At 59.8% G+C, this 15567-nt stretch carries 12 protein-coding genes and 1 pseudogene; all 13 read left to right on the top strand.

From position 1 onward, the window contains the following. The first annotated feature begins 142 nt into the window (after positions 1-142). Complete coding sequence (gene ftsH / locus QP977_RS00255) at positions 143-2821, top strand: ATP-dependent zinc metalloprotease FtsH (RefSeq protein WP_070653287.1); 2679 nt, start codon at positions 143-145, stop codon at positions 2819-2821. 9 nt (positions 2822-2830) lie between these two features. Continuing rightward, positions 2831-3406 carry a GTP cyclohydrolase I FolE gene (gene folE, locus QP977_RS00250; protein ID WP_016421488.1) on the top strand — a complete coding sequence of 192 codons (576 nt, stop codon included), beginning with the start codon at positions 2831-2833 and terminating at the stop codon, positions 3404-3406. 86 nt (positions 3407-3492) lie between these two features. Further along, positions 3493-4434 (top strand): dihydropteroate synthase, encoded by a 942-nt coding sequence (folP, locus tag QP977_RS00245; RefSeq protein WP_070653314.1) that lies wholly within the window; start codon positions 3493-3495, stop codon positions 4432-4434. A 5-nt stretch (positions 4435-4439) separates the two neighbouring features. Further along, positions 4440-4844 (top strand): dihydroneopterin aldolase, encoded by a 405-nt coding sequence (folB, locus tag QP977_RS00240; RefSeq protein WP_016421486.1) that lies wholly within the window; start codon positions 4440-4442, stop codon positions 4842-4844. Further along, a complete protein-coding gene (folK, locus tag QP977_RS00235) occupies positions 4841-5353 on the top strand; it encodes a 2-amino-4-hydroxy-6-hydroxymethyldihydropteridine diphosphokinase (RefSeq protein WP_070429765.1) in 513 nt (170 codons plus the stop codon). The genes folB and folK overlap by 4 nt, the downstream gene beginning before the upstream one ends. Positions 5354-5355: 2 nt before the next feature. Continuing rightward, a complete protein-coding gene (locus tag QP977_RS00230) occupies positions 5356-5862 on the top strand; it encodes a DUF3180 domain-containing protein (RefSeq protein WP_049190665.1) in 507 nt (168 codons plus the stop codon). Further along, the gene (locus QP977_RS00225; RefSeq protein ID WP_070653289.1) at positions 5859-7118 is read left to right on the top strand and encodes a DUF6779 domain-containing protein; all 1260 of its coding nucleotides are present in this window, start codon (positions 5859-5861) and stop codon (positions 7116-7118) included. The genes QP977_RS00230 and QP977_RS00225 overlap by 4 nt, the downstream gene beginning before the upstream one ends. 64 nt (positions 7119-7182) lie before the next feature. Continuing rightward, positions 7183-8103, top strand: a complete 921-nt coding sequence (locus tag QP977_RS00220; protein WP_070653291.1) for a Rossmann-like and DUF2520 domain-containing protein — start codon at positions 7183-7185, stop codon at positions 8101-8103. 97 nt (positions 8104-8200) lie between these two features. Next, positions 8201-9142 (top strand): annotated as a pseudogene (gene panC / locus QP977_RS00215) (pantoate--beta-alanine ligase); the annotation flags it as partial. Positions 9143-9456: 314 nt separating this feature from the next. Continuing rightward, positions 9457-9879: an aspartate 1-decarboxylase gene (panD, locus tag QP977_RS00210; RefSeq protein ID WP_016421480.1), complete on the top strand. Its 423-nt coding sequence runs from the start codon at positions 9457-9459 to the stop codon at positions 9877-9879. Positions 9880-10126: 247 nt separating this feature from the next. After that, positions 10127-12304, top strand: a complete 2178-nt coding sequence (locus tag QP977_RS00205) for a PhoX family protein (RefSeq protein WP_049171890.1) — start codon at positions 10127-10129, stop codon at positions 12302-12304. A 50-nt stretch (positions 12305-12354) separates the two neighbouring features. Beyond that, entirely contained in the window at positions 12355-13887 is a 1533-nt protein-coding gene (gene lysS / locus QP977_RS00200) for a lysine--tRNA ligase (RefSeq protein ID WP_016421478.1), read from the top strand. A gap of 71 nt (positions 13888-13958) precedes the next feature. Further along, complete coding sequence (locus QP977_RS00195; protein WP_016421477.1) at positions 13959-15452, top strand: metallophosphoesterase family protein; 1494 nt, start codon at positions 13959-13961, stop codon at positions 15450-15452. Positions 15453-15567 lie beyond the last annotated feature (115 nt).

The raw sequence follows: 15567 nt of genomic DNA, 5'->3' as shown, positions 1-15567 counted from the left end.
GCGTTATGCCTACTGTGGGGTCAGGTGCCATGAGCCCTGGCCCCACGTTGTGTCATTGATGTGTCTTCGAGAAGAACTCGTTGATGCGTACAATTAATAAAAGCAACTAATAGATGTAGAGAGCGAAAAGCGAACCCACTGTATGGACAAGAAAAAGGTGTTCCGGTTTGCCACCGTTGCCGGCATCATCCTGATTATCCTCTTTGCTATTACTCAGCTGGCGGATGATTCCCGGGAATACCGCGAGGTGGATACGTCCGTTGCCCTGACCCAGTTGGATAAGGGCAATGTCACGGAAGCTCAGATCGACGATCGCGAACAGCGAATTCGCCTCACCCTGAAGAAGGGCGTGGAGGTCGAGGGCACTGAGGACGTCACGAAGGTGATGACCAAGTACCCAGCGCGTGCGACCGACCAAGTCTTTGACAAGGTCACCGCCGCCGAGGGCATGGAGAAGTTCGATACCAAGGTCACGCAGGATTCCTTCCTGATGTCCACCTTGGGCTTCCTGCTGCCGATGGTGATCTTCTTCTTCGTCATCATGTACTTCTTCAGCCGCATGCAAGGCGGCAAGAACGGCATGTTCGGCTTTGGTGGCAACCGCGCCAAGCTGCTGAACAAGGAGACCCCGACCAATACGTTCGAGGATGTTGCTGGTGCCGATGAGGCCGTCCAGGAGCTCGACGAGATTAGGGATTTCCTGCAGCACCCAGCTCGCTACGAGGAGCTCGGCGCGAAGATTCCGCGTGGTGTTCTGCTCTACGGTCCTCCCGGTACCGGTAAGACCTTGCTGGCCCGCGCCGTCGCCGGTGAGGCAGGAGTGCCTTTCTACACCATCTCGGGTTCGGACTTCGTTGAAATGTTCGTCGGTGTCGGTGCCTCTCGTGTCCGTGACCTGTTTAATCAGGCCAAGGAAAACAGCCCGTGCATTATCTTCATCGACGAGATTGACGCCGTCGGTCGCCAGCGTGGTGCCGGTATGGGCGGCGGCCATGATGAGCGTGAGCAAACCCTGAACCAGCTGCTGGTGGAGATGGATGGTTTTGGTGATCGTCAGGGCGTAATCATCATGGCTGCGACCAACCGTCCGGATATTCTCGACCCGGCGCTGCTGCGTCCGGGCCGTTTTGACCGACAGATTCCGGTGGGTGCGCCAGACCTGAAGGGCCGTGAGGCAATTCTGAAGGTCCACGCCCGGAACAAGCCGCTGGGTCCGGATGCGGATCTGACGTCGCTGGCGAAGCGCACCGCCGGTATGAGCGGTGCTGATCTGCAGAACGTGCTGAATGAAGCGGCGTTGCTGACCGCTCGCGTCAACGGCAACATCATTACTGCGGATGCGTTGGAAGAGGCAGTCGACCGAGTTATCGGTGGTCCGCGTCGTACCTCCAAGGTGATTTCCGAGCAGGAGAAGAAGGTCACCGCCTACCACGAGGGTGGTCACACCTTGGCCGCATGGGCGCTGAAGGACATCGAGCGTGTTTACAAGGTCACCATCTTGGCTCGCGGTCGCACTGGTGGACATGCGCTGACCGTCCCCGAGGACGACAAGGGCATGTATAACCTGCCAGAGCTCTTTGCCCGTCTGGTCTTCGCCATGGGTGGTCGCGCTGCCGAGGAGCTGGTTTTCGGACTGCCGACTACCGGTGCTTCTGCCGATATTGAGCAGGCCACCAAGATTGCTCGCGCCATGGTGACCGAGTACGGCATGTCGCCGGAGCTCGGCCCGGTGAAGTACGGGGAGGAGCAGGGCGACCCGTTCGTCGGCCGCGGTGGCAGCGGCTCTTTGGACTACTCTCCGGAGGTGGCAGCAACCATTGATCAGCAGGTTCGTTTGCTGATCAATAAGGCTCATGACGAGGCCTACGCCATCTTGAAGGAAAACCGCGACACTCTCGATGTTCTGGCTGAGAAACTGCTGGAGAAGGAGACTCTGCGTCGTCCGGATCTGGAAGTTATCTTCACCGATGTCGTTCCCCGTGAGCGCCTGAACTTCTTCGATAGCGACACTAAGCACCCGGCCGATGGCCGCGAGCCGGTGAAGACACCGGTGGAGTTGGCAATCGAGCGCGGCGAGGAACCGCCGAAGCGTGTCAACATCTTCGCGCCGGTGCGTCGCCGCGAACCGGAGAACCAGGACGCGGGCAACAACGGCAATGGTCAGGGGCCGGCAGGCTCCGCTGGTGCCGGTAATGCTAGTGTCCCGGGTTTGCCGGGCGCCCAGCAGGACCGACCGAATGTTCCGGTTTACGGTGGCACCCCACCGCCGGCTGGTTGGACCGCTCCAGGTTGGCCGCCGAAGGATACCGGCAGCACGCACAGTTCGGCTCCCGCACCGGCACCGGCGCCTGCGCCGACTCCTCGCCCTGATGGGCAGAACCAGCCGGGTTCGCAGGAAGGCCAGGGCAACGCGCGTGGCCAGCACCCGGGCACTGCTAACTACCCGGCAGGTGCGCCGGACTTCGGCTCGAAGGCAACCGGTACTGGTAGCAGCGGTGGCAACGGCTCCGCGAATATCCCTGCCCCTCCGAAGATGCCGTGGGACAGGCAGGGCGGACGTCACCGCCAGGACAACTCTGGCAGCGATGCCACCCCGACTACGGTGATGCCGTCGGCAGGAGAACAGCAGGAGCTGCGCGGATTCCGCCTGCCGGATAACGAGCAGCCGGAACACACAGAACGTCCGGAAAACCCGAAGAACGCCGACAACTCCGATGACAAGGGGGCACAGATGCACGATTCGGATAAGGACGGCGTCGTCAAGCGAAACGAAGACAACAGCGCCTGGCAGGACAAGCCGGACACCAACGAGGAGCGATAAGTACACATCATGGAGCGCGAATTCGATCAGGGGCGGGCCGAGGCTGCGGTTCGTGAACTGTTGATTGCCGTCGGTGAGGATCCCGACAGGGAAGGCCTGAAGGAGACACCGGCGCGAGTGGCGCGAGCCTACCGTGAGGTTTTCGCGGGCCTGTTTGAAGATCCGTCTGAGGTGCTGGCAAAGACCTTCAACGAGGATCATCAAGAACTCGTTTTGGTGAAGGACATCCCGATTTACTCCACCTGTGAGCACCATTTGGTGCCGTTCTTCGGCGTTGCCCACATTGGTTACATCCCGGGCAAGGACGGTCGTGTGACGGGCCTGTCCAAGCTCGCTCGTCTGGTCGATGGCTATGCGAAGCGCCCGCAGGTGCAGGAGCGTCTGACCAGTCAGGTTGCGGATGCCTTGGTGGAGCGGCTGGATCCGGCCTCGGCGATCGTCGTCATTGAAGCGGAGCATCTCTGCATGGCCATGCGCGGTATCCGCAAACCGGGTGCGCGCACGGTGACCTCAGCCGTCCGCGGTGGCTTCAAGACGGATGCCCGTTCGCGCGCAGAGGCAATGGCGCTCATCCGCAAGAGCTAACGCAACAGTTAAATGGTCGATTGGAAAGGCTGGACAACAAGGTGACTGAATCCCCCTTGCAAGCGCAGGCAGGACAGCCGGCGGAGATGGGTATCGAGAATCAGCTCTGCAAAGTGATGGGCATTGTCAACGTCACCGAGGACAGCTTTTCCGATGGCGGCCTGTACAAGACCTTCGACGCGGCGATTGCCCATGCGCACGAGCTGCTCGCTGAAGGCGCACATATTCTCGACATCGGTGGCGAGTCCACTCGTCCCGGCGCACACCGCGTTTCCGAGGATGAGGAAATTGCCCGGGTCGTGCCGGTGGTCCGTGAGCTCGCGGCAGACGGGCACCTGATCAGCGTCGATACTATGCGCGCAAGTGTCGCAGAGGCAGCAATCGCCAGGGGCGCGGTGTTCATCAACGATGTCTCCGGCGGTCTCGCAGACCCCAACATGTACGCAGTCTGCGCCGATGCCGATGTGCCCATCTGCCTGATGCACTGGAAGACCGATCGCTTCGGCTCCGCTTCTGGACGCGCCGAAACTCACCCGGACGGCATTGTCGCCGATGTCCGTGAGCACCTGCTTCAGCTTGTCGACGGTGCCATGGGCGCCGGCATCGCCGAGGAAAATATTGTCCTCGACCCAGGCCTGGGCTTTGCCAAGAACGCCGATGACAATTGGGCGCTCCTCCACGGCCTGCCGGAGCTTATTGACCTCGGTTTCCCCGTGTTGGTCGGTGCTTCCCGCAAGCGTTTCGCCGCCGCCGTCGGCAGTGAGGCACGCGCACCAAAGCAGGCTGATGCTGCGACTACGGCAATTTCCGCGCTGTCCGCAGCGGCGGGCGCATGGGCGGTTCGAGTTCACAATGTGGCCGACAACCTCGACGCAGTGCGGGTGGCGCAGGCATGGAACCTTGGCCGCTCACTGACCGGTTACACCGCGGCCGGCGACTATCCGGAAGGTGGCTCTAACCGCGCTGCACAGCACGATGAGTCTCCTGCTGAATCGCCAGCCGAGGCGGCTCTGGAAGGAGACGAGTAGAAACAGTGGCTGATCGCATTGAACTCAAAGGTCTGAAAGCCCGCGGCTACCACGGCTGTCTCGACTTCGAGCGCCGCGATGGCCAGGACTTCATCTGTGATGTCACCCTGTGGTTGGATTTCTCCGGTGCCGCTGCCAGCGACGAGCTGGACGACACCGTCAACTACGCCGACATCGCAGCCACAGCGCACGGAATTTTGACCGGCACTCCGCGCAACCTCATCGAAACCGTCGCGACCGAGATTGCCGAAGCAGTGCTTGCCGACGACGATGGCCGCGCCGAACGCGGATTGTCCCCACTGTTACATGCGGTGGAAGTAACCATTCACAAACCGCATGCGCCCATTCCGCTCGACTTTGATGACGCTGCGGTAACAGCCCGCCGTTCGCGGAAGAAGCGGTTGGCATGATTCGCGCCGTTCTTTCTATCGGCGCGAACATGGACCGCGCGCGAGAAAACCTAACTGGTGTGCAGGCCTTCTTCGCCGATGAATTGGTCGCAGCCTCAAAAATTTATGCCACCCCACCTTGGGGTGGGGTAGAGCAGGGTGACTTCCTCAATGCCGTGCTCATTGTCGATACGTCCCGGACACCAATGGAGCTGCTGGAAGCTGGTTGGAAACTGGAAAATGACGCTGGTCGAGTGCGCGAAATTCACTGGGGACCACGGGCGCTCGACGTGGACATTGTGCAGGTCATCGACAAGGACACCGGCGAGGAGATCATCTCTGACGATTCGACTCTGACCCTGCCGCATCCGTGGGCAACCGAGCGTGCCTTTGTACTGGTGCCGTGGCTCGATGCCGACCCGGATGCCGAATTGGGGGGAGTTCGGGTCGCGGCACTCGTCGATAAGCTGGCACCTGAAGACGTAAACGCAGTGCGTCTAGCAGACAGCGCGGATGGAGAAGAGGCCTAGAGATGAAACCGACCTCACCGATTACGTTGGCTGCATCTGCGCTGGTTCTCGCACTGGCGTCATGGATGATCGTGGCACAGTTTTTCGGTGCGCTCGGGCCACGAAGTTGGTGGGACCTGGGGTTTCCCTGGTTGCTCACAGCTGTCTGTGTGGCGGCAGCGCGGTGGATTAAGTCGGTGCTGAAAGAGGGGAAGGTCGGGCAGGATCGCAGCCAGGTGCAGCCGTTAACGTTGTCGCGATGGCTGGTGGTCGGTACGGCATCCGCATGGTTGGGGGCGATTCTCGGAGGTTTGTACGCCGGTGGCGTGCTGTGGGCTTTGCCGAAGTGGACGGAGCTTGCGGCTGCACAGGCCGACGGGCCGATCATGATTGTCGGCACAGTATCCGGCATTTTGCTCGCTGCGGCGGGGCTGTGGCTGGAAAAAGTTTGCCAATTGCCAACTGATGGCGAAAATTCTTCGCCTCCTAGCGGGGAAATGGGAACTAACTCGGTAGGGTGGGAGTTATGACTGACCTCTCCAACGCCGGTAATGACCCGAAGCGCTCGGGTGATGCCGCATATTTTCAGGGCGACGCGGCAGCTACTTCGTCGGATATGGCCGAGTCTCCGTCTCCGTCGCCTTCTTCGGCTTTCGAAAGCTACTCCGCTGGGGCTAACTCCGGGGCTGATGCGGCATATGCAGATGAGCAGAGCAATGATGTGACGAAATTCAGTTCTACCGATGGTATGACGGAGAAAACCGCCGTCATTCTCATGGTTGTGCTGCTGATGCTCGCGGTGATTGCCAGTATCGTCATGCTCTTTGCCTCCTCTGCCGGGTGGATGAAGGTTGCCGTGCTGCTGGCGTTGTGGTCGGCAGTTATCGGGGCTGTGCTGGTGACTCGATACCGCAAGACCATTGCGCTGGAGCGCAAGCGGTTGGAGACAATCGAGGAGCTGCACAAGGTGGAGCTTGACCGCGAGCTGGCTACTCACCGTGAGCAGGAACTGATTCTCGAGCAGAACTACCTGGACTCGCTTGAGGGCAACAACGATGACAACATTGCGGCGCTGCGCGCTGAGGTCTTTGCACTGCGCGCCCAGCTTGCTGAGTTCATGGGGGAGGATTTCGACGACGAGCAGGTTGCTCTTCGCGCCCAGGCCGAGCGTCTGCGTGAGCTCGACTCGCCACAGCAAGCCTCGCCGATGAAGGATCCGACCGGTCACGACCGGCCGACACCACGCGCGACTTCCCACCGTGCTGAGATGACCGCTAACGGCACTGTCGGCGCTCATACCCAGCACGGCGGCACGGGCTCCGCATCCTCCGCTTCGCCGGTTGAAGATGCCGAGGCCACCGACATGCGCCGTACATTCTCGCCGTCTGGTCAGCCGGTTGACGTCCACGAAGTCGCCGATTCCAAGGATGACGAAACCGTTTCCAAGGAGAAGTTCTCCACTAACTCTTTCCGCGCCATCAACTGGCAGGAAACCCCGGCCGAGGACGCTGCAGAGGATGATTCTCAGGGCGGTGCTCACGAGGCACACGGTGCACGGCACCCATTCGCTGCGCCGGAATCGGACGATGCCTCGGACTCTCCGACTCGCCAGCTGCAGGCCATTCGCGATGAGGACCTTGCAGAAGAGTCAGCTCAAAAAACGGCGCAAGAGCCTGCAAGCCACGGTCGGCGCCGTGCTGAGGACAACAAGGGCAGCCTCACTGTCGCCGAGCTGATGGCGCAGATGCGCAAGAAGAGGGAGCAGCGCGAGGACGAAGAAGCCTAGCCGCCAGCTGCGTATGCGCGGCCTACTCACCGCACATAGCTGGTTTGGTCTAACCTAGTCAGTCATGACGCAAAGCCAGCATGATTCCCATCCCCATCGGACAACCGCTCCGCGGTTGACGGTGGGGATTATTTCTGCCGGAAAAGTCGGGGTTGCGCTCGGCCAAGCGCTAGAGCGCTGTGGGCATCGTGTCACCCATGTGGTCGCGCGCTCACCAGAATCGGTCACACGAGCACATCTACGCCTCCCGAACGCCCAGGTCAGTAGCATTGCCGACACAGCTTCCACCTGCGAGCTCATCGTCATCGCCGTGCCGGATCGCGCCATCGCCGAGGTTGCCGAGGAAGTTGCCCGCCACGTCGGCCCCGGACGCATCGTCATGCATACTTCTGGATCCCTCGGGCGTGCCGTGCTCGATCCGGTCGCGCTCACCGGCGCGCTGACCATCGCAGCCCATCCCGCAATGACGTTCGCAGGGCTTGACGACGACTCCGAGCTTCTGACCGGTTGCCCATGGGGCATCACGGTTGGGGATGAGCTCGCGAAAACAGTCAGTGAACTGCTCATTGGTGAACTCGGTGGTCGTCCGGTGTTCATCAACGAACGGCACCGCGGCCTCTATCACGCGGCTATGGCCCACGGCTCAAACGGTCTCGGCGCAGTTGTGGTCGATGCAGTAGAAATGCTGGCAACCACTATCGGCGGAGATGCGGCAGCCGAAGACACCGACCTAGCTGAACTGCGTCGAGGCCAGGCCGCCGAACTGCTCCGACCACTGCTTGAAGCTTCATTGGACAATGCCTTGAGGTGGGGTTCCCGGGGGCTGACCGGCCCGGTGACGCGGGACGACCTTGGAACCGTCGTCAAGCATGAACGCGAAATTGAAGCGGTGGCGCCGGAAATGGGAACCGCCTACCTGGCTCTTGCCGAGCGCATCGCCGAGCTGCGCGGCGCCAACGAAGTTTTGCGGTACCTGCGCCGATGAGCTGAGCGGGCTGGTTGTTCTGGTCATCCGGGATGTGGCGTAAGGTATTGCCGTCGGACGAAAAGTTTGGTCCGGTAGATCTGAACGCGGAGGAAACATGACGGGGTATACCGCCGGAGAGACAACTGTTCACAGGACTATTGCGGGAATCGCGCAGGTCACCCGTGCGTTGCGGAAGACCGGGCGGCCGGTGGTGCTCGTACCTACGATGGGTGCGCTACACCAGGGGCACCTTGAACTAGTACAGGCCGCGAAGACACTGCCGCGCGCTGTTGTGGTGGTGTCGATTTTCGTCAATCCGCTGCAGTTCGGTGAGGGGGAGGACTTTGATGCCTACCCGCGGACTCTGGATGAAGACGTGGAGAAGCTCCGCGCTGTCGGTGCTGAGCTGGTCTTTGCGCCGAACGCGAAGGAGATGTACCCCAACGGTTTCCGCACGACCGTGCAGCCGGGGCCGCTGGCTACTGAGCTCGAAGGTGCTACTCGCCCGGGGCACTTCGCCGGTGCGTTGACAGTGGTTAACAAGCTTTTCAACATCACCAACTGCACTGATGCCGTTTTTGGTGAGAAGGACTACCAGCAGCTGTGCCTGATGCAGCAGATGGTCACTGACCTGAATATGCCGGTGCAGCTGCACGGTGTGCCAGTGATTCGCGAGGCCGATGGGCTGGCTATGAGCTCCCGCAACCGCTATCTTTCCGAGGAGCAGCGCAATCTCGCAGTAACCCTGTCCGCTGCGCTGACTGCCGGCGCTTTTGTCGCGGACCGTGGTGCGGATGCTGTGCTGGAAACCGCGCGTGGCGTGCTCGCCAGCCAGCCTGAGGTCGAGTTGGATTATTTGGAGCTGCGTGACGCTGCGCTCGCCCCGCTTTCCGACGAGGTGTTGCGCGGCGACGGCCAGGAGACTGAAGCTCGCCTACTGGTTGCTGCGAAGGTCGGCACTACTCGTCTCATTGATAATGTTGGCTTGATTCTGGGTGCGCCGCGCCCGGATTCGGCAAACGGTTTCGGTCAGCTCGGGCAGAAGGACGCCGAAATTGCGTCAGCGGCCCTGTCGGCTGCGGGGCTGGACGGCGAGCTGACTGAGCAAGAGGCTGCTGAGTTGGCTGAGCTGCAGGAAAAGGTCCGCGCTGCTCGGGATGCCCGCCTGAAAGATGAGTCCAGCAAAGAAAACCTGAAGAACGCCGGCTTTGGCGTTGAGCAGGACAGCGAGTAGGACGGCTTTTCGAAGTAGTTTTTCGTGGCTGGGAAGTTGTCGTATTATAGTGTGCCGACTAACAACCTGCCACGCTAAGGGGTGCCGCGGTAGGCAAGCATCCAGGGGACGAATCCAGGAAGGGACCTACCTTTTTCATGTTTCGCACTATGTTGAAGTCCAAGATTCACCGTGCCACGGTGACTCAGGCTGATCTTCACTACGTTGGATCGTGCACGATTGACGCTGATTTGATGGAAGCGGCCGACCTGCTTGAAGGTGAAGCCGTCGACATCGTCGATATCAATAATGGCAACCGGCTTACTACTTACTGCATTACCGGAGAGCGCGGCTCGGGCATCATTTCTATCAATGGTGCCGCCGCTCGTCTGATATCGCCGGGTGATCTGGTTATTATCATCGGCTACGGAATGATGGATGACGCTGAGGCGCGTACGTACAAGCCGAATGTCATCTTCGTCGATGAGGACAACAAGATTCTGGAAAGTGGCAATGACCCGGCGGATGTGCCGGAGGGTTCTGATTTGAAGAATCCGCGTAGCCCGGAGAACCAGGGCTAGTCCACGTAGCCCGCAGAGCTGGGGCTCGACTGCGTAGTTGGAGAGAAGAGTCGAGCCGGAGAACCGCAACACCAGGGTGTTCACTTTGCGTTAAAGCGCAAGTCATTAGACCGTCAGCTAAAGCTCATTGGCGAGTTGATTTTTAGAAACCGAAAGGTAACGCAACGTCCTTAGCTTCTTAGAGGATCTAAAAGTTTTAGTTTTCCATTTCCTCACCTAGTCGAAGCTATACAAAGGCGGTCTCCCCGTGGTTCGTATTGGCAAGAATCTGCTGACAAATCCTTTTGCTACCTCTCGCAGCTCTCTGACCTGCACTTACAAGTGTGGTAATGCCTGTGCTGACGATGCTCCGAACGAGTTCTCGGACAACCAGTACTTCGGTGATGTTGCGAAGGAGGCGTTCTCCCAGCGCGCATTCTCCCGTCGCGCGGCACTGAAGGTCACTGGTGCTAGTGCTCTTGCGGTCGGCGGTGGCGCCGTGCTGGCCGCTTGCTCCTCTGATGATTCGGGCAGCGCCGCAGGTGGCTCCGACGCCTCCGGTACCGCTGCTGCCGGTGACGGTAGCAAGGACGAATCGCCGGAGGGTATGCGTTTCGAAGCCGTCAAGCCGAACACGGAAGACGCAGTCGTTATCCCGGACGGCTACGAGCAGAATGTTCTGATTCGCTGGGGCGACCCAATCCACGAGGGTGGCCCGGAGTTCGACTTTGACAAGCAGACTCCGGAAAACCAGCTGAAGCAGTTCGGCTTCAACAATGACTTCGCTGGCCTGATTAAGGCTGAAGACGGCACACTGCTGTACGTTTGCTCGCACGAGTACACCACCGAGCCGATGATGTTCCGTGCCTACAAGAAAGAAGATGCCACTAAGGAGCAGGTCGACATCGGACTGGCTGCCCACGGCCAGACCATCCTTGCTGTGGAAGAGGATGACAAGGGATTCCTGAAGCCAATTCTCAGCGACAAGCGTAACCGTCGCATCACTGGCTTCACCGAATTCACAGTTGACGGCCCGGCTGCTGGTCACGATCTGCTGAAGACCAAGGCTGACCCGACCGGTATGAAGGTCGAGGGAACTTTGAACAACTGCTCCGGTGGTGTTACTCCGTGGGGTACCTACCTGTCCGGTGAGGAGAACGTTGACCAGTACTTCGGCAACGTTGGCAAGCTCAAGGACGAGGACGCAGTTAAGAAGCTCAAGCGCTACTCGGTCAAGAATGAAGAGCTGTCCGACCGCGCGTGGGAGAAGTACTACGACCGCTTCGATGTCTCCAAGGAGCCGAACGAGCCGAACCGCTTCTTCTGGCTGGTAGAGATTGACCCATCTGACCCGAACTCCACCCCGGTCAAGCACACCGCAGTGGGCCGTTTCAAGCATGAAGCCGGTCAGATTTACGTCACCGACGACGGCACGGTCGTGTGCTACTCCGGCGACGACGAGCGTTTCGAATACATCTACAAGTTCGTCTCCTCCCGCAAGATTAAGGAGGGGGACCTCAAGCACAACATGGGCATTCTGTCCGAGGGCACTCTCTACGTCGGTAAGTTCAACGGTAATTCCGAGTCCGAGATTGACGGCTCCGGTGAGCTGCCGAAGGACGGCCGTTTCGACGGTGACATTGAGTGGCTTCCGCTGATGACCGCCAAGGCAGACGGCAAGCACGAGTCCCACGTTGATGGCATGACCGCCGAAGAGGTCTGCATCTACACCCGCATCGCCGGTGACAAGGTCGGTGCGACCCGTATGGACCGCCCGGAGGATATCGAGCCGTCTCCGAAGACCGGTAAGGTCTACGCGGCGCTGACCAACAACAAGTACCGCGGTAAGGCGGGCGCGAAGGACGACAAGGGCAAGGAACGCAAGGATGGTGCAGGGCGCCCGCTTGCCGACGCCGTCGAGGTCGCACCAATCACCGAGAACAAGAATGGCCTTGTTCTGGAGATGGAAGATGACCACGCCGGTACCAAGGGCAAGTGGAACCTCCTGCTGGTCTGTGGTGACCCGAACGAGGCTTACACCTACTTCGGTGGCTTCGACAAGGAATCGGTCTCGCCAATTTCCTGCCCGGACAACGTCGCCTTTGACGAGTACGGCAACCTGTGGGTTTCCACCGACGGCAACGCGCTGGACTCCAACGACGGCCTTTTCGCCGTTGCCGTCGAAGGCGAGCGTCGTGGTGAGACCAAGTGCTTCCTGACTGTTCCGGTTGCTGCAGAGACCTGTGGTCCGCAGATCTTCTCCAACCGCGTGATGGTCAACGTCCAGCACCCGGGCGAAATCGAGACGGATCAGGGTCATCCAGTCGGCGACAACCCGGACCCGACCACCAACCCGACCTCGCACTGGCCGGACGGCGGCAAGGAGCAGCCACGCCCGGCCGTCGTTCAGGTTGTACGCACTGATGGCAAGAAGATTGGCGTCTAAAGGGCACTCAACTAGCAGGTCGGCGGTGTAGTCGGCTAACCTTTATAGCCGTGACTGACGCGAAGAAGACCCCTGAAAACACCGCCACCGTTCCTGAGCAGCTGCGCATTCGCCGCGAGAAGCGTGACCGCCTGCTCGAGGCTGGAATTCAGCCGTACCCGGTTGAGGTTCCCCGTACTCACTCTCTCAAGGATGTCCGTGAAGAGTGGGGCCACCTCGAGGCTGGCGAGGAGACTCAGGATGTCGTGACCGTCATTGGTCGTGTCATGTTTATTCGTAACACCGGCAAGCTCTGCTTTGCCGCTCTGCAGGAGGGTGACGGCACGACCCTGCAGGCCATGCTTTCCAAGGCTGAGGTCGGCGAGGACGCCCTGGCTGCTTGGAAGTCGGACGTAGATATGGGCGACTTCGTCCTCATTACTGGCCGCGTAATTTCTTCGCGCCGCGGCGAGTTGTCTGTGATGGCTACCGAGTGGCAGATGGCCTCGAAGGCTCTGCGTCCGCTGCCGGTGTCGTTCGCTGATCTGTCCGAGGACAGCCGCGTGCGTCACCGCTACACGGACCTGATTATGCGTGAGCAGGCTCGTACTAACGCACTGACTCGCATCAAGGTCATCCGCGAGCTGCGCCACGCACTTGAGCGTCGCGGTTTCCTCGAGGTCGAAACCCCGATGCTGCAGACTCTGCACGGCGGTGCAGCTGCACGTCCGTTCGTGACTCATTCCAACGCTTTGGACATCGATCTCTACCTGCGTATCGCGCCGGAGCTTTTCCTCAAGCGCTGCGTCGTCGGCGGTATGGAGCGAGTCTTTGAGATCAACCGTAACTTCCGCAACGAGGGTATCGACTCCTCGCACAGCCCGGAGTTCGCGATGCTGGAGTACTACGAGGCATTCGGCACCTACGATGACTCCGCCCGCACCGTCCGCGAGGTCATTCAGGAAATCTGCGTCGCGGTCTTCGGTTCGACGACTGTTACGCTTGCCGACGGTACGGAGTTCGACTTTGGCGGCGAGTGGAAGCAGATTGAGATGTACCCGTCGCTGAACGAGGCACTTGCTCGCAAGTTCCCTGGTCAGCCGGAAGTCACTATTGACTCGACCGTCGAGGAGCTCAAGGCAATCGCCGATGTGATTGGCCTTGAGGTTCCGGAGAAGGGCGGCTGGGGCCACGGCAAGCTGGTTGAGGAAATCTGGGAGCTGCTCTGTGAAGACCAGCTCGACGGTCCTATCTTTGTCCGCGACTTCCCGGTCGAGACCTCTCCGCTGACTCGTCAGCACCGCTCCAAGCCTGGCGTGACCGAGAAGTGGGATCTTTACGTCCGTGGCTTCGAGCTGGCTACCGGCTACTCCGAGCTGGTTGACCCGGTTGTCCAGCGTGAGCGCTTTGAGGATCAGGCGCGACTGGCCGCTGGCGGCGACGACGAGGCCATGGTTCTGGATGAGGACTTCCTGCACGCAATGGAGCAGGGCATGCCGCCGACGACCGGTGTGGGCATGGGCATTGACCGCCTGCTGATGGCCCTGACCGGCCTTGGCATTCGCGAAACCGTGCTGTTCCCGATCGTGAAGCCGGAAGCGTAAGCGACTGAATTCATGTGTAGTTATCCCGGTGTTATCACCGGGATTATTTTTATCCCGTAATTTCTTCACCCGTGAATTCGGTAAATGGGAATAAGAAAATTGATCGGCGATCCGTATTGCGCTTGGGAGCAGTAGCGGGTGCGGGGGCTGTAGCGGTTGCCGTCAATAGCGTCGGGACGCGAGCAGTTGCATCGGCGGCCCCGAACCAGTCGCCGTTTCCATTCACCGGGTTGACCAGCGGCCTTGTTGTGACGGACCTGGAAGTCGTGACCGTGACCGATACGTCGGTGACATTTTCGTGGGCGACGTATGCAGGCCCACATCCAGCGTGGGGGAAGCTGGCTCCACTGGCGCCGGCCGACACTGAAGTTGCGCTAGTGCCAGTCGATGCCGATGAGGGCGGCGAGCTACCCGTGGTACATAAGGACGAGACGCAGGTTGGCTACCACTTTGTGACCGTCGATAAGCTGCGCCCTGGAACCACGTACCGTTTCGAATGTCGATCGAATGGACTGGTCGCCGAGCCGGGATTAATTACCCGAAACCTCCCCAATGCACCCGAGCAAACTGGACAGTTCACGACGTTGGTCGCTCCGGAAGGGGAGTACCTGACCACGATTGCCATCCTTAATGACGCGCATATTGGCGAAAATGGGCACGGTATTATCACCGGCGATTTCCCCGCTCCTATCTTTTCTGAACCGGGTGCCGCGCCGTATCCCGAGGTCATGCTGACGGCTGCGCTCGCCGAGCTGCGGGGGATGGGGATTGAAAAGGTTTTCGTCAACGGTGATGCCACGTCGGAAGCACGTCCGGCGGAGGTGCGTCGATTTGCCGAGATTATGAATACTTTTGGTGCTCAGGAGCGGCAGTGGTTTGTCACCCGCGGCAATCATGATCGTCCGCATAAGCCGGATGCCGATCCATCTGCTGGCTACGACGAATTCCCGGTTTTGGAGGGTACCGAGAATCATCGCGATCCCTTCGGTGTTCTCCTGGGGCGTCCGCGGCAGGAACTGTGGGTCACTCAGCAGGGGCCGGTCCGTGTCATAGGGCTGGATTCATCGAAGTTGGATGAGTCCGGCGGCGAAATTAGCCCGGAACAGTTCGATGCACTGGAGCGGGAATTGCAGCGTGACCCCAGTAAGCCGACAGTTGTGCTGGCTCATCACCCAATTACCTCCGAGGCTGGTTGGACACATGCTGCCGGGCCCACCTTCATTCTCAACAGCGCTGATGCACGACGCTTGCAGCAGATGCTTAACGACGCTCCGGGTGTATTCTTTGCGGGGGCAGGTCACACCCACCGTGCAAAGCGTACTCGCGGTGATGTTGGGGCCGGCGTTGATTATTTGGAGACCGGCGCGTGCAAAGCATACCCCGGTGGCTACACACTGCTGCATGTCTACTCCGGTGGCTACCAGGTTAACTTTCACCGTTTGAGCAGCGAAGATGCGCTTGCGTGGACTGCGCGTGCCCGTTGGGCGATGTACGGTTTCGAGCCCGAGGCTCTGCTTGGTGAGCTCTCTGATCGCAACTACGTTGTTAACCGCGTTATCGCCTGACAAGTTAGAAGCCTGAAAGTTTTCTGTTACTTGGCAATGTTTTTTCAATTCTTGTGACAACGGTCACGTGATTGTTTTATTGTTATGCCAGTAATAGTTCTGACTCGAAAGGCCA

This window comes from Corynebacterium sp. MSK012, from assembly GCF_030232435.1.
Taxonomy (GTDB): Bacteria; Actinomycetota; Actinomycetes; order Mycobacteriales; family Mycobacteriaceae; genus Corynebacterium; species Corynebacterium jeikeium_D.
Note: the sequence above shows the minus strand (reverse complement) of the source record. Positions and strands in the feature narration are given on the sequence as shown.